Source organism: Chryseobacterium sp. JK1 (assembly GCF_050632815.1).
GTDB lineage: Bacteria > Bacteroidota > Bacteroidia > Flavobacteriales > Weeksellaceae > Chryseobacterium.
This window is the reverse complement of sequence record NZ_JBODRU010000004.1, coordinates 223,649-243,406: the sequence shown is the minus strand read 5'-3', so window position 1 is coordinate 243,406 and position 19,758 is coordinate 223,649. Positions and strand designations below refer to the sequence as shown.

At 37.6% G+C, this 19,758-nt stretch carries 12 protein-coding genes and 1 tRNA gene; all 13 read right to left on the bottom strand.

All coding sequences use genetic code 11. The annotated features are described in order from the left end of the window. Positions 1-62: 62 nt before the first annotated feature. Positions 63-4,328, bottom strand: coding sequence for a DNA-directed RNA polymerase subunit beta' (gene rpoC, locus ACQ76T_RS19995; protein ID WP_431344995.1), 4,266 nt, complete (start codon positions 4,326-4,328; stop codon positions 63-65). Between the two features lie 126 nt (positions 4,329-4,454). Then, complete coding sequence (locus ACQ76T_RS19990; protein WP_431344994.1) at positions 4,455-6,005, bottom strand: hypothetical protein; 1,551 nt, start codon at positions 6,003-6,005, stop codon at positions 4,455-4,457. A 53-nt stretch (positions 6,006-6,058) separates the two neighbouring features. Next, entirely contained in the window at positions 6,059-9,880 is a 3,822-nt protein-coding gene (rpoB, locus tag ACQ76T_RS19985) for a DNA-directed RNA polymerase subunit beta (protein WP_431344993.1), read from the bottom strand. Between the two features lie 683 nt (positions 9,881-10,563). Then, positions 10,564-10,929, bottom strand: coding sequence for a 50S ribosomal protein L7/L12 (gene rplL, locus ACQ76T_RS19980; protein WP_431344992.1), 366 nt, complete (start codon positions 10,927-10,929; stop codon positions 10,564-10,566). 46 nt (positions 10,930-10,975) lie between these two features. After that, the gene (rplJ, locus tag ACQ76T_RS19975) at positions 10,976-11,566 is read right to left on the bottom strand and encodes a 50S ribosomal protein L10 (RefSeq protein ID WP_431344991.1); all 591 of its coding nucleotides are present in this window, start codon (positions 11,564-11,566) and stop codon (positions 10,976-10,978) included. 17 nt (positions 11,567-11,583) lie between these two features. Continuing rightward, the gene (gene rplA / locus ACQ76T_RS19970) at positions 11,584-12,276 is read right to left on the bottom strand and encodes a 50S ribosomal protein L1 (RefSeq protein WP_047099699.1); all 693 of its coding nucleotides are present in this window, start codon (positions 12,274-12,276) and stop codon (positions 11,584-11,586) included. 11 nt (positions 12,277-12,287) lie between these two features. Beyond that, positions 12,288-12,734 (bottom strand): 50S ribosomal protein L11, encoded by a 447-nt coding sequence (gene rplK / locus ACQ76T_RS19965; RefSeq protein WP_034702033.1) that lies wholly within the window; start codon positions 12,732-12,734, stop codon positions 12,288-12,290. A gap of 246 nt (positions 12,735-12,980) precedes the next feature. Further along, complete coding sequence (locus ACQ76T_RS19960) at positions 12,981-13,844, bottom strand: hypothetical protein (RefSeq protein WP_431344990.1); 864 nt, start codon at positions 13,842-13,844, stop codon at positions 12,981-12,983. 383 nt (positions 13,845-14,227) lie between these two features. Next, entirely contained in the window at positions 14,228-14,770 is a 543-nt protein-coding gene (nusG, locus tag ACQ76T_RS19955) for a transcription termination/antitermination protein NusG (protein WP_027388021.1), read from the bottom strand. Positions 14,771-14,791: 21 nt separating this feature from the next. Then, positions 14,792-14,998 (bottom strand): preprotein translocase subunit SecE, encoded by a 207-nt coding sequence (gene secE / locus ACQ76T_RS19950; RefSeq protein ID WP_045501119.1) that lies wholly within the window; start codon positions 14,996-14,998, stop codon positions 14,792-14,794. 12 nt (positions 14,999-15,010) lie between these two features. Then, positions 15,011-15,081 (bottom strand) — tRNA-Trp (locus ACQ76T_RS19945). 57 nt (positions 15,082-15,138) lie between these two features. Beyond that, positions 15,139-16,344 (bottom strand): elongation factor Tu, encoded by a 1,206-nt coding sequence (tuf, locus tag ACQ76T_RS19940; RefSeq protein ID WP_291938601.1) that lies wholly within the window; start codon positions 16,342-16,344, stop codon positions 15,139-15,141. Between the two features lie 254 nt (positions 16,345-16,598). Beyond that, positions 16,599-19,697 carry an efflux RND transporter permease subunit gene (locus tag ACQ76T_RS19935; RefSeq protein WP_431344989.1) on the bottom strand — a complete coding sequence of 1,033 codons (3,099 nt, stop codon included), beginning with the start codon at positions 19,695-19,697 and terminating at the stop codon, positions 16,599-16,601. Positions 19,698-19,758: the final 61 nt, after the last annotated feature.

Sequence of the window (19,758 nt, the reverse complement as noted above, 5' to 3'; positions counted from 1 at the left end):
CGAAATTTGAGATTGTGAAAATATAAAAATAATTCCAAATCCCAAATTTCAAATCATTAATTTTAGTTAAGGTCTTCGAATTCTTTCTTAGAACCTACGATAACACTTTGATACTCTTTAAGACCTGTACCTGCAGGGATTCTGTGCCCTACAATTACATTTTCTTTAAGACCATTAAGATCATCTACCTTACCAGCAACCGCAGCTTCGTTAAGAACTTTAGTTGTTTCCTGGAATGATGCAGCAGACATGAACGACTTCGTTTGAAGTGCCGCTCTTGTAATACCCTGCAATACAGGAGTTGCCGTAGCAGGAAGAGCTTCTCTTACTTCTACTAAGCTTTGATCTTCACGTCTCAGTTTAGAGTTTTCGTCTCTTAATTCTCTTGCAGTAATCATCTGACCTGGTTGGAATTCTTTAGAATCACCAGCATCTACTACTACTTTAAGACCAAATACTCTGTTGTTTTCTTCCAAGAAGTCATACTTGTGCTCAAGAGCTCCTTCAAGGAATTGAGTATCACCTCCATCTACGATAGATACTTTTGTCATCATCTGTCTTACGATGATTTCGAAGTGCTTATCATCAATTTTTACCCCCTGTAGACGGTAAACTTCCTGAATTTCGTTTACTAAGTATTCCTGAACCGCAGTTGGGCCTTTAATTCTTAAGATATCTTCCGGAGTGATAGATCCGTCTGATAATGGAGAACCAGCTCTTACGAAGTCATTCTCCTGAACCAAGATCTGGTTAGAAAGTTTCACTAAGTAAATTTTTCTTTCTCCAGTTTTAGCTTCAACAATAAGTTCACGGTTACCTCTCTTAATTTTTCCGTAAGAAACTACCCCGTCGATTTCAGTAACAACCGCTGGGTTTGAAGGGTTTCTTGCTTCGAATAATTCGGTAACTCTCGGAAGACCTCCGGTGATATCCCCTGCTTTTGCAGATTTTCTTGGGATCTTGATTAGGACTTTACCAGCCTTAATTTTTTCACCGTCGTTAACCATTAAGTGGGCTCCTACCGGAAGGTTATATCCTTTTTGTTCAACTCCTTTAGAGTCTACTACTTTTAAGGTAGGTACCGCTTTTTTATTTCTAGATTCAGAGATTACTTTCTCTTCAAATCCTGTTGCTTCGTCAATTTCCAATTGGAATGAAATACCCTGGATGATATCCTCGTATTCTACCTTACCGGAAGTTTCTGCAATGATTACCGCGTTATACGCATCCCACTTACAGATTGTATCTCCTTTTTTCACTTTATCACCTGGTTTCACAGATAATATAGATCCGTAAGGTACGTTAGCTACCATTAATGGAGTTCTAGACTCATTATCAGCAACTAATCTGAATTCTGTTGAACGGGAAACTACTACTTCAGTGGTGTTACCGTTTTCGTCTTCAGAAGTAATTGTTCTTACTTCATCCATTTCAACGATACCATCTCTTCTCGCAACGATAGATGGGTTTTCTGATACGTTTCCTGCAGTACCCCCTTGGTGGAAAGTTCTCAACGTAAGCTGAGTACCTGGCTCCCCAATTGACTGTGCTGCAATTACACCTACCGCTTCACCCATGTGGATCACTTTACCTGTTGCTAAGTTTCTACCGTAACATTTTGCACAGATACCTTTCTTAGCCTCACAAGTTAATGGTGAACGAACCTCCACTGCTTCTAATCCAGCTTCTTCGATTCTCTTCGCCAATTCTTCAATGATCACCTGGTCTGCACTAGCAATAAGCTCATCAGATTCAGGATCGTAAATATTATGAAGAGATACTCTACCTAAGATTCTTTCAGAGATTCTTTCAACGATCTCGTCATTTTTCTTAAGTGCAGTAACTTCTGTACCTCTTAGCGTTCCACAGTCGTCTTCTGTAACGATAACGTCCTGAGCAACGTCTACCAATCTTCTCGTTAGGTAACCAGCATCGGCTGTCTTAAGAGCGGTATCCGCAAGACCTTTACGAGCACCGTGGGTAGAGATAAAGTACTCTAGAATGGAAAGACCTTCCTTAAAGTTTGCAAGGATCGGGTTTTCGATGATCTCCGCACCGGTAGAACCAGCTTTCTGCGGTTTCGCCATCAAACCTCTCATCCCTGATAACTGACGGATCTGTTCCTTAGAACCCCTCGCCCCAGAGTCAAGCATCATATATACAGAGTTGAAACCTCCTTGGTCAACTTTCATTCTGCTCATGATCATTTCAGTTAATCCAGCGTTGGTATTAGTCCAAACGTCGATTACCTGGTTGTAACGTTCTGTATCGGTAATTAGACCCATGTTATAGTTAGCTCTAATTTCGTCTACTGTTTCAATGGAAGTAGCGATCATTTGTTTTTTCTCAACAGGAACTACAATATCCCCTAGTGAGAATGAAAGACCTCCTTTGAATGCGTTTGAATATCCTAAGTCTTTCATTGCATCCAAGAACTTCACAGTTGTAGGGAAATCTGTATCAGCAAGGATCTTACCGATAACGTTTCTCAATGATTTCTTAGTAAGAAGTTCATTGATATATCCTACCTGCTTAGGTACAATTTGGTTGAATAGGATTCTACCTACAGAAGTTTCGATCAATCTTGTTACGATTACTCCATCTTCTTTAACTGGTAGCCTACATCTTACTTTAGCATTTAAAGATACTCTACCTTCAGCATAAGCGATTTCCGCTTCTTCAGGAGAATAGAATGCAAGACCTTCTCCTTTTACTTTCATCGTCTCTGTAGAGCTTAGTTCTTTAGTCATGAAATAAAGACCAAGAACCATGTCCTGAGATGGTACTGTAATTGGAGAACCGTTTGCAGGGTTCAAGATGTTTTGAGAACCTAACATCAATAACTGAGCTTCAAGGATCGCTTCTGGTCCTAACGGTAAGTGTACCGCCATCTGGTCACCATCGAAATCGGCATTGAAGGCCGTTGTTACTAATGGGTGTAGTTGGATTGCCTTACCTTCGATCATCTTAGGTTGGAAAGCCTGAATACCCAGTCTGTGAAGAGTAGGTGCTCTGTTCAATAGAACAGGGTGACCTTTCATCACGTTTTCTAGGATATCATAAACTACTGGTTCTTTTCTATCGATAATTCTCTTTGCAGATTTTACTGTTTTTACGATACCTCTCTCAATTAGTTTTCTAATGATGAATGGTTTGTAAAGTTCAGCCGCCATATCTTTAGGAATTCCACATTCGTGAAGCTGTAAGTTTGGACCTACAACAATTACCGAACGCGCAGAGTAGTCAACCCTTTTCCCTAGTAGGTTCTGACGGAAACGACCTTGCTTACCTTTCAATGAATCTGAAAGTGATTTCAATGGTCTGTTTGATTCAGATTTTACTGCAGAAGATTTTCTTGTATTATCGAATAATGAATCTACTGATTCCTGAAGCATACGCTTCTCGTTTCTTAAGATTACTTCAGGAGCTTTGATCTCCAATAATCTCTTCAAACGGTTATTTCTGATAATAACTCTTCTATAAAGGTCATTCAAGTCAGAAGTTGCGAAACGTCCTCCATCCAATGGAACCAATGGTCTTAGTTCTGGTGGGATAACCGGAAGTACACGCATGATCATCCACTCTGGTCTGTTGATCATTCTTGTATTAGCACCTCTTAATGCTTCTACAACGTTCAATCTTTTTAGAGCTTCAGTTCTTCTTTGTTTTGAACCTTCGTTGTGAGCTTTGTGTCTCAAGTCGAAAGACAATGCATCAAGGTCGATTCTTTTTAATAGATCTTCAACAGCTTCAGCACCCATTCTGGCGATAAATTTGTTTGGATCAGAATCGTCAAGATATTGGTTTTCTACAGGAAGAGTTTCCATGATGTCCAGGTACTCTTCTTCTGTAAGGAATTCCATATTTTCAAAATCAGAACCGTCTAATTTCTTAGCAATACCTTGCTGAATCACTACATATCTTTCGTAGTAGATGATCATATCTAATTTCTTAGAAGGAATTCCAAGAAGATATCCGATTTTGTTTGGTAATGAACGGAAATACCAGATGTGTGCAATTGGAACTACAAGGTTGATGTGCCCGATTCTCTCTCTTCTTACTTTTTTCTCAGTAACTTCTACTCCACAACGGTCACAAACGATCCCTTTGTAACGAATTCTCTTGTATTTACCACAAGCACATTCGTAATCTTTTACAGGACCAAAGATTTTCTCACAGAATAGCCCGTCTCTTTCAGGCTTGTGAGTTCTGTAGTTAATTGTTTCCGGTTTTAAAACTTCTCCTCTTGAGTCCTGTAAAATAGACTCTGGTGAAGCTAAACCGATGGTTATTTTATTAAATCTACTTGATTTATTTTTATTTGACATAAAAAATGTTTTATTCTTTATTTCTAAATCTTTTATTGTAATATTATTTTCTTAGTTTCAGGTGGATATTTTTATCCTCATCTGAATACTTAACAAGCATACTCCAAAGATCAAACTTTAATCTGTTTATTGTTCTTTTTTAAGCTTTAGCAGGATTACGTTATCATATTCCGGCTGCCAGACTTTAAGAGGGTTAGAAAAAGTTTTAACAAGATCGAAATCTGTCATTTTTATTTTACTAACATTTCTTTTCAGAAGACTGCTTCTCATTGTATAGGAAACAGTATCGTTCTGGTTATCTGCTTCAATTCCGATGAACGTCATCGTTTCTTTTTTCTGGAACCCCGACGGAAGTATAACATACTGAATGTTATTTTCTGCCAGATATCTTTCAAAAGGTATTGATGCAATCTGCTCAAAAAAGCGTTTGTCTGCCACCAATCCATCTGCAGGTATAATCTGCAGATCTGAATAAAATGCAAGTTTCCCAGGCATATCATAGGTAAAAACCTTAGAACCTGCGGGAAGGTTTTTTTTCAACTCTTCTCCAAGAGCCTGCACTTTATCTTTTTTAACTTCTGTAATGGCTTCATTGTTTCCTCCTACATTATATCCCAAACTTACGTTGGTATTAGCTTTCATCAATGCAACTGCACTTAGAAAAGCGACACCTCCCAGCAACATAGACGTTGTTACAGTTTTACCCGGTTTAATCCCTGATTTCTGTAACACTAAATGTACAGCATCATACAGCATAAAGGCAACTGCCAGCATCTGCATTACAAAGTACCACTGCCCTATCTGCGACTGAAAGTATAGGTTATATAATAACTGTACTATAGCCCCAGCAACGAAGTAGAGTTTTAATTTCTTAAAATCAACTTTCGTAAGAGAAAGCAATACTGCATATAATATATTTGAAACGAGAAAAATAGTTCCCCACTTATTTCCGAAAACAGAACCTTCTGCATGGGGGAAACTTGATTTTATTCTCCCGCTTATTGGAACCATATTTCCGAATTCAAATTTATTATACAGTAGATATACACCTGCCAGTGTAATAAATACTGCTGCTGCTTTTAATAAGTCTTTTGTTTTGGGTTTTGAATCACCGGATAAACAATATAATCCTAAAAAAAGAAGGATAAAAGCATTGTCTAACCGGGATAAAAACACCATACTGGCTGCAAGTCCCAGAAGCCATCCGTTTACTGCTCTGCCCTGCATCAACAGATTGAGCAATAAAGCGGTACAAAATAAATTAAGGTGCGCCTCTGTTAAATATAAGGTTCCGAGTGAGAAAAATACCAATCCCAAAAATCCGACTCCTACTATTTTCCCAATTCCTCCGTCTTTAAACAAAGGCTGCAGACATTTTATACTTAAAAAGAACAATACAATCTGTGCTAACCATAGTATGTAAATCATTTCCTGCTTAGGAATTGCTATCATACTATCTGCTATGATACAGAATACCATCCATAAAGGATGAAAACCATTTGTCGGGTAAATGTCATTGAATTTAAATCCTAATCCATTCACAAAATTATGCGCTATCTGTGGATAAAAAAATCCGTCGTCAGCAGGAAATTTTGCAGGACTCAACAAAAAAAATAAAGCAGGAATTATAAAAAGCCAATAGCCGTATTTTTCCGTTTTGCCTAAATTCTGAAACATTATCCTTTCAATAGGGTTTTAAATTAAAGATTGTTCTAATTAAAAGATTTAATTTATTCTTCCAATCTTACGTCTAATCCAAGACCTTGTAACTCGTGAAGTAATACATTGAATGATTCTGGAATACCTGGTTCAGGCATAGATTCACCTTTTGCAATAGCTTCATAAGTTTTTGCTCTACCAATTACGTCATCCGACTTCACAGTCAAGATTTCTCTTAGGATGTTCGATGCACCGAATGCTTCAAGTGCCCAAACCTCCATCTCTCCGAATCTCTGACCTCCGAACTGAGCTTTACCTCCTAACGGCTGCTGAGTAATCAATGAGTAAGGACCAATAGAACGAGCGTGCATTTTATCATCAACCATGTGACCTAGTTTCAACATATAGATGATACCTACTGTAGCTGCCTGAGTAAATCTTTCTCCGGTACCACCATCATAAAGGTGAGTGTGACCGAATTTAGGAAGACCTGCTTTCTCAGTATACTCAGTAATTTGGTCTAGGCTAGCTCCGTCGAAGATTGGTGTAGCGAACTTCATTCCTAATTTTTGACCAGCCCATCCAAGAACTGTTTCATAAATCTGACCGATGTTCATACGAGAAGGTACCCCTAGTGGATTCAATACGATATCTACTGGTGTTCCGTCCTCAAGGAATGGCATATCTTCTTCACGAACGATTCTTGAAACGATACCTTTGTTACCGTGACGTCCTGCCATTTTATCTCCTACATTCAGTTTACGTTTCTTAGCGATGTAAACTTTAGCTAACTTCATGATCCCTGCTGGAAGTTCATCTCCGATTGAAATTGCGAATTTCTCACGGTTTTTAACTCCCTGGATGTCGTTATATTTGATTTTGTAATTGTGAATTAACTGTTTGATCAATTCATTCTTGTCAGCGTCTACTGTCCAGTCTGCACCGCTAACGTTTACATAATCTTCAACTGAAGTTAATAACTTGTGAGTAAACTTCACTCCTTTACCGATGATTTCTTCGTCAAGGTCGTTTTGTACTCCCTGAGAAGTTTTACCGCTTACAAGAGTATTTAATTTTTCAATTAAAGTGTTTCTCAACTCGTCAAACTTAGCTTTGTAAGTGTTTTCAATCTCTTCAAGTCTAAGTTTTTCTTCCGTTCTTTTCTTTTTGTCTTTGATGTTTCTAGAGAACAATTTCTTGTTGATAACAACTCCTCTTAATGAAGAGTCAGCTTTCAGGGATGCATCTTTCACATCACCAGCTTTATCACCGAAGATTGCTCTAAGAAGTTTTTCTTCAGGAGTCGGGTCAGATTCACCTTTTGGAGTAATTTTACCAATCATGATATCTCCAGGCTTCACTTCAGCACCGATTCTGATCATACCGTTCTCGTCAAGATCTTTAGTTGCTTCTTCAGATACGTTTGGAATATCTGCTGTAAGTTCTTCCATACCTAATTTGGTATCACGAACTTCCAGAGAGTATTCATCTACGTGGATTGAAGTAAACCAGTCTTCACGTACAACTTTTTCGTTGATTACGATCGCATCCTCGAAGTTGTACCCTTTCCAAGGCATGAACGCTACCACTAAGTTTCTACCAAGAGCCAATTCTCCTTTTTCAGTAGCATAACCGTCGCAAAGTACCTGTCCTTTTTCCACTACATCACCTACTCTTACGTTTGGTCTTAGGGTAATGGTTGTACTCTGGTTAGTTTTTCTAAACTTAGTAAGTTTGTATGTTTTAGTAGCAGACTCGAATTGTACTAAATCTTCGTCTTCGCTTCTTTCATATTTAATAACAATTCTGTCAGCATCTACGTACTCTACAGTACCTGTACCTTCAGCGTTAATTAAGATTCTTGAGTCTCTTGCAACTTGTTGCTCAAGCCCTGTACCAACGATTGGAGCCTGTGGCTTCAATAGAGGAACGGCCTGACGCATCATGTTAGATCCCATCAATGCACGGTTCGCATCATCATGCTCCAAGAATGGAATTAACGAAGCGGAAATACCAGAAATCTGGTTTGGTGCAACATCGATAAGGTTAACCTGAGAAGGTTCAACTACAGGGTAGTCACCATCCAGTCTTGCAATAATTCTGTCTGTTAAGAAATCACCGTTATCGCTCAACTCAACGTTTGCCTGAGCAATTACTTTGTCTTCTTCGTCTTCTGCATTTAAGTAGATAGGATCTGCATTCAATTCAATCTTACCATCTTCTACTTTTCTGTACGGAGTTTCGATGAAACCTAGTCTGTTGATTTTCGCATAGATACCTAAAGATGAAATCAATCCAATGTTTGGTCCTTCCGGAGTTTCAATAGGACAAATTCTTCCGTAGTGAGTATGGTGAACGTCACGAACCTCGAAACCTGCTCTTTCTCTTGATAAACCACCAGGCCCTAGTGCAGATAATCTTCTTTTGTGAGTGATCTCTGAAAGTGGGTTGGTTTGGTCCATAAACTGAGAAAGCTGGTTGGTACCAAAGAATGAGTTGATTACAGATGTTAATGTCTTAGCATTTACAAGATCAAGTGGAGTAAAGATTTCGTTATCTCTAACGTTCATTCTTTCCTTGATTGTTCTTGCAATTCTTGAAAGACCTACTCCGAACTGCCCTGCTAATTGCTCACCAACAGTTTTAATTCTTCTGTTTGATAAGTGGTCAATATCATCAACATCAGTTTTAGAGTTTACCAACTCGATCAAGTGTCTTACAATTGCAATGATATCTTCTTTAGTAAGAACTTCAGTTGTAGTTGGGATGTTCAGACTTAATTTTTTGTTTAGTCTGTAACGTCCTACTTCACCTAAAGAGTATCTCTGCTCAGAGAAGAATAATTTTTCAATAATTCCTCTTGCAGTTTCCTCATCTGGTGGATCTGCGTTTCTTAACTGACGATAGATGTATTCTACTGCTTCTTTCTCAGAGTTCGTAGGGTCTTTTTGTAATGTATTCTGGATAATAGAGAATTCATTGCTGTTTTCTTTGTGGATCAAGATTGATTTCACACCAGCATCCAGGATAAGATCTAAGTGTTCTTTTTCAAGGATTGTCTCTCTATCCAAGATGATTTCGTTTCTTTCGATAGAAACTACCTCACCTGTATCTTCGTCTACGAAGTCTTCGAACCAAGTGTTCAATACTCTCGCAGCCAATGTTCTCCCTTCCACTTTTTTAAGGGCAGCTTTAGAAACTTTCACTTCTTCAGCAAGGTCAAAGATCTGAAGGATATCCTTGTCAGATTCGTACCCGATAGCTCTTAATAAAGTTGTTAATGGTAACTTTTTCTTACGGTCGATATACGCGTACATTACGCTGTTGATATCTGTTGTAAATTCCATCCAAGATCCTTTGAAAGGGATAATTCTTGAATAGTAAAGTTTGGTTCCGTTAGCGTGGTAAGTCTGTCCGAAGAATACACCAGGTGAACGGTGAAGCTGCGTAACAATAACTCTTTCTGCACCATTGATGATGAAAGATCCACTTGGTGTCATATAAGGAACCGGACCTAAATATACATCCTGAACCACAGTTTGGAAATCTTCGTGTTCCGGGTCAGTACAGTACAGTTTAAGTCTTGCTTTTAGAGGAACTGAATAAGTAAGTCCTCTTTCCACACACTCATCGATTGAATAACGTGGAGAATCTACCAGATAGTCTAAGAATTCTAATACGAATTGGTTTCTTGAATCCGTAATTGGGAAATTCTCTTGGAAAGTCTTGTAAAGAGCTTCTGTCTTTCTGGCTTCAGGAAGTGTATCAAGCTGGAAAAATTCTCTGAAAGACTCAATTTGGATATCCAAAAAGTCTGGAGTGATGATTTTTCCTTTCGCTGATGAGAAATTAATTCTCGGATTTCCTTGAGTTGTTGATTTTGTTTTACTCATAAAACTTTTAAGAAAGGGTTAAAAAATATTTTGATTCATTAAAAAATATCAGGAGAGAGAAGAGAAAAAGAGTCTTAAAAAAAGAAAAAAGTAAAGAAAATTTTGGCGCAATTATCGGTCTTTGTTCTTTATTCTATGATCTTTAGGTCTTTGATCTGATTCCTAACTGCAACACTGGTATATCTTTTCACAGCGTAATGCAAAATATTTTTATTACTTTTGAGGCTGTTATTACCCGAAACATCTATAAACACAAAATCCCCTTCATGTTTTTACACAATGAAAGAGTTGATTTTCAATATTTTATAGGTTTACAAACAATTTTTCGCGCCAAAAGAAGGGCAAAGATACAAAAATTTATCCACAATAACAAACAAATCCTCTCATTTTGAGTAGATTAAAATAAAAGGGCAAGCTACAAAAGCTGTTAATTCCTCATCATTGCTCATTTCTTCAAGAGTTATATTGCCCGACATTTTCTTATTATAGTCATTGCAAATAGGTCTCAATTCTCAGATTTACCTTCTTTTTATCATACAGGAAATTTCGATCCAGTATTTACCGTTAAATGATAAAGACTTAAAGATATTCTTATACAAAAACATAAGCTTGATTTATTATATACATGATACAAAAAAGCCCGGGCAAATTGCCCGGGCTCTTATATTTATAATAAAATTGAATTATTTCAATTCTACTTCAGCACCAGCTTCTTCTAATTGCTTCTTAAGAGCTTCAGCTTCGTCTTTAGATACACCAGTTTTGATTGGAGCTGGAGCACCGTCTACGATATCTTTAGCTTCTTTAAGACCAGCACCTGTTAAATCTTTTACTAATTTAACGATAGCTAATTTAGAAGCACCTGCAGACTTAAGAATTACATCGAATTCAGTCTTTTCTTCAGCAGCTTCACCAGCAGGACCAGCCATTACTACTGCAGCAGCAGCAGGCTCAATTCCGTACTCATCCTTAAGGATAGCAGCTAATTCGTTTACGTCTTTTACAGTTAGGTTTACTAGCGTTTCAGCTAAATTTTTTAAATCTGACATTGTTGTAATGTTTTTGTTGATTATTTATTTAATTTTTTGAGTCAATTTATTCAGCACTTGTTTCTTCAGTGCTTTCTGCAGCAGCTTCTGGAGCTTCAGCAGCAGGAGTTTCTTCTACAGCAGGAGCAGCAACTTCTTCAGTTGTAGCTTCTACAGCTTCAGATTTGTTTTGAAGAGCAGAAACAACTCTTTGGATTGGAGACTGAAGTAATCCGATGATTTCACCGATCATTTCTTCTCTAGACTTGATGTTAGCCAACATATCTAGGTTGTTGTCACCAACATAGAAAGTTTCTTGAACAAAAGCAGACTTTAAAGCTGGCTTCTCTTCTTTCTTTCTAAATCCTTGGATTAATTTTGCAGGAGCGTTTGCAGTTTCAGCAACCATTATTGCTGAGTTACCTTTGAAAGATACAAACATCTCAGAGTAATCTACTCCTTCGATTTGCTCCATTGCTTTTTGTAAAAGAGTATTTTTTACAACTTTTACTTTGATATTTTGTTTGAAAGCCTGTCTTCTGAAGTCAGAAGATTTAGCAGCGTTCAATCCCTCTAGATCTGCTACGTATACTACTTTTGCATCCTGAAGCAAGTCTTTGATCTCTTGTATTGCTACAACTTTTTGGTCTTTTGTCATTGTCTTAAGGATTATTATTAGTTAACAGATTTAGTATCAATTGCAATACCTGGGCTCATTGTAGAAGACAAATAGATGCTCTTCACATAAGTTCCTTTAGCAGCAGTTGGCTTCATTTTGATCAATGTAGAGATCAATTCCTGCGCGTTTTCTTTGATTTTAGCAGCATCGAAAGATACTTTACCAATACCAGCGTGGATGATACCATACTTGTCTACTTTGAAATCAATTTTACCTGCTTTCACTTCAGTTACTGCTTTACCAATTTCCATTGTTACAGTTCCTGATTTAGGGTTAGGCATTAGACCTCTTGGACCTAATACTCTACCTAATGGACCTAATTTACCCATTACAGCTGGCATAGTAACGATAACGTCAACATCTGTCCAACCTTCTTTGATTTTTTGTAAATATTCGTCAAGACCTACATAGTCAGCACCAGCAGCTTTAGCTTCTGCTTCTTTATCTGGAGTTACAAGAGCTAATACTTTAACATCTTTACCAGTACCGTGAGGAAGAGATACAACACCTCTTACCATTTGGTTTGCTTTTCTAGGATCTACTCCTAATCTTACAGCGATATCTACTGAAGCATCAAACTTTGTAGTGTTCACTTCTTTTACAAGAGCTGAACCTTCTTCAAGGTTATAGATTCTTCCTTTTTCTACTTTGCTTAAAGCTTCCTTTTGCTTTTTAGTCAATTTTGCCATTTCTAATAGTTTTAAGCGTTAAAAGTTGGTTTAGTTCCTGTTACTCTTAATCCCATAGATCTAGCAGTACCTGCCACCATAGAAACTGCAGAATCCATTGTAAAGCAGTTAAGGTCAGTCATTTTATCCTCAGCGATTTTCTTCACTTGATCCCAAGATACAGAACCTACTTTGTTTCTGTTTGGTTCACCAGAACCACCCTTGATTTTAGCCGCATCCATTAACTGGATTGCTGCAGGAGGAGTTTTAATTACGAATTCAAAAGATTTGTCTTCGTATACTGTAATTACTACAGGTAAAACTTGTCCTGGCTTATCTTGAGTTCTTCCGTTAAATTGCTTACAAAACTCCATGATGTTCACACCTGCAGAACCCAATGCTGGACCTACTGGTGGAGAAGGGTTAGCAGCGCCACCTTTCACCTGAAGCTTTACCATTTTAAAGACTTTCTTAGCCATTGTTTGTTTTTTAAATTTGAATAATTAATGAGTTTGGAAGCATTTATTATTCAGTAGGTTATGCACTCACATAACAATAAACCTACTTTTTGGACTGCAAAAGTATAAAATATTTTTGAATTAGCAAATCGAATTGATTGATTTTTAGAAAGTTTTCGTATTTTTTTTAAAAAAATAAAAAAACTTCCCTACCCCTGAAGGGTAAGGAAGGATCACGTATCTATTCAAAAAAAATGTTCTTTTATTTTATAAGACCTTATTGACAATAAAACGAGATGAGGCTTTATCAACCTTCAAATCACTAAGATTTCCTACCATATTGCTTGTTCCATAAGTAAGGAACTGTAATGTTACTTTTTGTCCTGCTTTTAGCCATAGGGTAGCATTTGTTACCAAGAAAAATAAGCTTGCACTCATTCCAGGGTTTTTTGCTCCTCTGTATATTACATTATGTGCAGTTGATACGCGTCCTCCATCTACGACCAAAGCGGTAAATGCGTCACCCGAAGTTCCGTCAAAAACTCCTGATCCATTAGCTGGCGTTATAAAACCACACACTCCATACATGAAATAAAAACCATCCTTGGGAACAGTATATTCCCCCGTGGAAGCGTTATATGCATTTAATGCATCATACTGTTTGTTTAGTTTCAGCGTTGTAAATTCATTATCATTCCAATCATTGTCTGCGGATAACGTTACTCCATTTGTGGCATTCAAAACCCTGTTTCCTGTATCCGCAACTGAAAAAGTTTCTCCTCCAGCAATTTTAACAACACCAGTAGCATCAGCAACCAATAATTTATCAGATCCTTGTCCTACAAGATTATTAATATCTCTAATCTTAAGATTTCCATTCGCAATATCCAAACGCTCTGAAGGAACAGTAGTACCAATCCCGACAGAGATACTTCCTTGCCCAACACCATTGTTTACCATTACGGTAAAATCATTCGATTGCTGTACAACTGATGGAGCTCCTGTCTTAGGATTATCCTTTCCTCCATCAATATGAAATGTACCTTGCGGATTTGAAGTATATAACCCAAATTGTGCAAATGTAAAACCTGAGATCACCACAGAAACAGTTAATAATAATTTTCTTTTCATACCATTTGAATTTTAAAATTTCGTCAAATGTAGAAATACAAGATATTTAATCAAACAAAGATGAATAAATGTTATACAAAAAATTATTACTGTAATTATATGTTACTTAAAACAATTATATAAATCGACAAAAAAATAATTATTAATAAATAAAAATCAATTTTTCACAAAAAGATGAATAAGCTAAAAAACTCAATTAATGTTTTTTTTTCAAATTAAAATGAATTACAAAAAACAATAAAATATTCTATAAAAAAACAGATAGAAACTAAAATTTTAAGCTGCTTAACCGTAGACTTACAGAATAAGTGGGTATTTGAAAGAATTTATAACAAAAAAAAGACTGCTTTCGAGCAGTCTTTATATATAAGATATAGTATTTATTATACTTTTTCAACTTGCATGTAGCTAAGTTCCATTGGAGTTTTTCTACCGAAGATAAGAACTGAAACTTCAATTTTCTTTTTATCTTCAAGAATTTTCTCAACAGTCCCGTTGAATCCATTGAATGGTCCGTCAATTACTTTAACGTTTTCACCCACTATGTAAGGAATTTCAACATCACTTGCAAATTCTGATAACTCATCCATTCTTCCAAGCATTCTGTTTACTTCAGACTTTCTCATTGGAACAGGATCCCCACCTTTTGTTAAACTTAAGAAAGAAATAACTCCAGGGATGTTTTTAATAGCGTGTGGAATTTCTCCCATCAGATCAGCTTCGATCATTAAGTATCCAGGGTAGTAAGGTCTCTCTTTAGGAACTTTTTTACCGTTTCTAATCTGAATAACCTTTTCCATAGGAATAACTACTTGAGTAACGTACTGCTCAAACCCTAAACGTTTGATTTCTGTCTCAATATAGTTTTTCACTTTATTTTCCTGTCCGCTGATAGCTTTCAGCACATACCATTTCAATTCGCTCATTATGGGAAAATACTTTTATAATTAATTGAACAAGTTGATTAGCATTCCTATGATGTTGCTGATGGATTTTGAAAATAATTCATCAACTCCAAAAGTGAACAATGCCAGAATCACTGTCGCAATAGTCACTACAATAGTAGATGACTGAAGGTCAGCCCACTTTGGCCATTCAACTTTATGTCTGAATTCGTTATAAGAACCTTTTAAAAAATCGACAAATGAACTCATAATTTATATTTGCACGGGCACAAGGATTCGAACCCTGATCAACGGTTTTGGAGACCGGTATCCTACCATTGGACGATGCCCGTAGATTAAAAAGCTTCCGTAAAGAAGTTCCTTACGGAAGCTTTTTATATTTTAAGATATTAATCTAAGATTTCAGTAACCTGACCTGAACCAACTGTTCTACCTCCTTCTCTGATCGCGAATCTAAGACCCTCGTTAAGAGCGATTGGTTGTAACAATTCTACAGTGATCTCTAAGTTATCACCAGGCATTACCATTTCTACACCTTCTGGTAAGAAGATCTCACCTGTAACGTCAGTAGTTCTTACGTAGAACTGAGGACGGTACTTGTTGTGGAATGGAGTGTGACGTCCACCTTCTTCCTTAGAAAGGATATAAACAGAAGCTTTGAATTTTTTGTGTGGCTTCACAGAGTCTTTCTTAGCGATAACCATACCTCTCTTGATGTCAGTTTTTTCAATACCTCTCAACAATAGACCTACGTTATCTCCAGCTTCACCTCTGTCTAGGATTTTTCTGAACATCTCAACTCCTGTAATAGTAGAAGTTAATTTTTCTTCACCCATACCAACGATATCAACTGGATCTCCAGTGTTGATAACACCAGCCTCGATTCTACCAGTTGCTACAGTACCTCTACCTGTAATAGAGAATACGTCTTCGATTGGCATCAAGAATGGCTTCTCAGTATCTCTTACTGGCTCGTCGATCCACTCATCAACAGCATCCATAAGAGCTTCAACAGTTTTGAACCACTTATCTTCTGAGTCACCGTTAGTAGCTGCAGTAAGTGCTCCAAGAGCTGAACCTTGAATTACTGGAGAGTTATCTCCATCAAAGTCATAAGTAGCTAATAGATCTCTAAGTTCCATTTCAACAAGCTCTAACAATTCTGGATCATCCACCATGTCAACTTTGTTCATGAAAACAACGATCTTAGGTACGTTTACCTGACGGCAAAGTAGTATATGTTCTCTAGTCTGAGGCATTGGACCATCAGTTGCAGCACATACAACGATTGCTCCATCCATCTGAGCAGCACCAGTTACCATGTTCTTAACATAGTCGGCGTGACCTGGACAGTCAACGTGAGCATAGTGTCTTTTTACAGTTTCGTACTCGATGTGAGCAGTATTGATAGTGATCCCTCTTTCTTTTTCTTCTGGAGCAGAGTCAATCGCAGAGAAGTCTTTTTTCTCAGCAAGACCTTTGCTAGCTAATACAGCAGAAATAGCAGCTGTAAGAGTTGTTTTACCATGGTCAACGTGACCAATAGTACCAATGTTCAAGTGTGGTTTGTTACGATTAAACGTTTCCTTTGCCATGATTTAAAATTATTTATTTATTGTTTTTCAAATTTTCGGTGTGCAAATATAATGAATTTTTAAATACCAAAAACTTTTTATTCAAAAAACTTTCAATATTATCATCCAGTGAAGGACAAACCTTATATTTAAACGTATTGAGACTGCAAATTTACACATTTTTCCCGATTGAAAAAAACTTTCTAGAACCTTTTATGAAAAAGCCTGAAATACAGAATATTCCAGGCTCAATTAATATATAAAATGAAAGATAATTACATTGTACGAAGCTTTTTGGTTCTATTAAAGATCCAGAAAATAATAGGGAAAATAAGTAATGTAAGAATAGTTGCTGTAATCAGTCCACCAATGATAACAATCGCCAAAGGCTTTTGTGATTCTGAACCAATTCCTGTAGAAAGGGCTGCCGGCATCAATCCTATAGAGGCCATTAAAGCAGTCATAATCACCGGTCGGGTTCTGGATTTCACTCCATTTAATATTGCGGTATCAATATCCATCCCATCTTTGGCGTTCTGGTGAAACTCTGTGATAAGGATTACCCCATTCTGAATACAGATTCCCAGAAGGGCAATCATTCCTACTCCGGCCGAGATCCCAAAATTGATTCCTGTAACATGAAGCGCTATAATTCCTCCAATTAAGGCAAAAGGAACATTGGCTAATACTAAAAGTGAATCTTTAATGTTTCCAAAGAGAATAAACAATAGGAAGAAGATCATCAGAATACTCACCGGTACTACCTGCGCCAATCTGTGTGAAGCACGCTGCTGGTTTTCAAACTGGCCCGTCCATCCCACAGAATATCCATCAGGAAGATCTATGGTTGCTACCTTTTTCTGTGCATCGGCAATGGTACCTCCTAAATCACGGTCACGGATTGAGAATTTCACCCCGATATATCTTTTAATATTATCTCTGTAGATGAATGCCGCTCCATTGTCTTTAACAATATTACTGATTTCTTTCAAAGGAATCTTGGCCCCGTCCTGTGTAGGAACCATCAGAGAAGCTATATCGTTTTCATCGGTTCTGTATTCCTGAGAATAACGGAGACGGATTGGAAATTTTCTTTCTCCATCAAACATTTCTGAAGCGGTTTTACCTCCAAACGCCATTTCCAATACTGCTTGTGCATCGGCAGGCATCACTCCGTAAGCCGCCATTTTATCTCTGTCTAATACTACGCTTACTTCCGGCTGACCGATATTTTTGATGATTCCGGGATCTTTCACTCCGTCTACATCTTTAATTTTAGTTAAAACTTCGTGAGCCAGCTTATCCAGTGTTTCCAGATTGTCACCATAAATTTTGATTCCGTTTTCGGCCTTAAAACCGGCAACGGCTTCTGCCACGTTATCCGAAATAGGTTGTGAATAATTGAACGTAATTCCCTGGTAGCTTCTCAGCTTCTGATCGATTTCATTGATAAGTTCATCATAGGTGATCTTACGTTTCCATTCTTCTCTAGGTTTAAGGTTAACGGCAAACTGTACAAATCCGAATCCGTTCGGGTCTGTTCCGTCATTACTTCTTCCCGTCTGTGCAAGAACATCTGTCACTTCTGAGAAGCTCATAATATCTTTTTTCAGGAGATCGGCAGTCTTCAGGGATTCCTTTAGTGATGAGCTCATCGGCATTTCTGCAGTGATCCAAAGTGAACCTTCATTCAGCTGCGGTAAGAATTCAGTTCCAAGAAATTTACCAGAAAATAAGGTCACTGCAAGAAAAGAGATAGCTACAATCATACTCGTTTTCTTATGTTTGAAGGTTGCATTGAACCCTTTTAAAACAATTCTATCCCAGAAATTAACAAATGGATTGTTTTTTTCTCTTACATTTTTATTTAAAAGGATATGAGAAAGAACGGGAACCAGTGTCAATGTAAAGATTAACGCCCCCATTAATGCAAATCCGAGGGTAAAGGCTAAAGGAGAGAACATCTTTCCTTCTACTTTCTGGAAAGAGAAGATCGGAATAAGAGAGGTAATGATGATCAGCTTTGAAAAGAAGATCGCTTTTCCCAGACCCGTACCGGTTTGTTTAATCCAACCTCCTTTTGCAAGTTTGTTGAATTTCTCTGTTCCATATTTGTGGGCTTTATGATCGAGCATTACGAAGAGGCCTTCCACCATGACGACGGCTCCATCAATGATGATCCCAAAGTCTACGGCTCCTAATGAAAGGAGGTTGGCGCTCATCCCTGCCAGTTTTAAACATAAAAATGCAAAAAGTAAGGATAAAGGAATAATGATGGAAACAATAAGCGTGGTTCTCCAGTCTGCCATGAAGATTAATACAATAACGGTTACCAGGACGATCCCTTCAATAAGGTTATGCATTACAGTATGAGTAGTGAAGTCCATCAGGTTATCTCTGTCATAGAAAGTAACCATTTTCACATCTTTCGGAAGAATTTTTTCGTTAAGCTCTTTGATTTTGGCTTTTACTCCTATAAGAACTTCTCTCGGGTTTTCTCCTTTTCTCATCACAACAATTCCTTCTACGGTATCATCATGATTATTAAGAGCGGCCTGCCCCACTCTAGGCATAGAACTTTCGTGGACTTCTGCAACGTTTTTCACCAACACCGGGTTTCCGCTGTCATTCTGGATAGTAATATTACCGATATCCCCTATCGATTTCACCAAACCGATTCCTCTTACTACATAGGCCTGTCCATTTTTTTCGATAACATCACCTCCTACGTTAAGATTACTCTTTGTAACAGCATCATACACCTGAAGCGGCGTAAGGTTATACTTATCTAAAGCTCTTGGATCGATGCTCAGCTCAAAAACTTTGTCCTGCCCTCCAAAAACGTTGATATCAGCAACTCCGGGAACTCCTCTCAAAGCACGGTCGATTACCCAGTTTTGTAAAGTAAGCAGTGTTCGGGAATCTTTTGTTTTACTTTCCAGAGTGTATCTGAAAATTTCTCCGGTTGGCCCGTAGGGTGGCTGTACTTCTGGGTCTACTTCATCAGGAAGGTTAATGGTTCTTAATTGGTTATTGACCTGATTTCTGGCAAAAGTATCGTCCACCCCATCGTCAAACAGAATTTTAACAATGGAAAGACCAAACATCGTGGTACTTCTCACACTTGTTTTTTTCTGAACCGGGCTCATCGCCAATTCAATGGGGGTAGTAACAAAACGTTCTACTTCTTCTGCACTACGCCCATTCCACTGAGTAATGATTACAATCTGGGTATTGGTAACATCTGGGAATGCCTCAATAGGCATATTCTTAAAGCTTATGAAGCCTGAAATCGCCAGAATCGCCACCCAGATAAAGGTAAATGCTTTATTTTTTAATGAAAAAGCGATTATATTTTTTATGAATTTATTCATGATAGATAAATTGATGACCTAAAAAATCCGTTGAAGAAAAACCTTATCCGTTTCTTTTAGT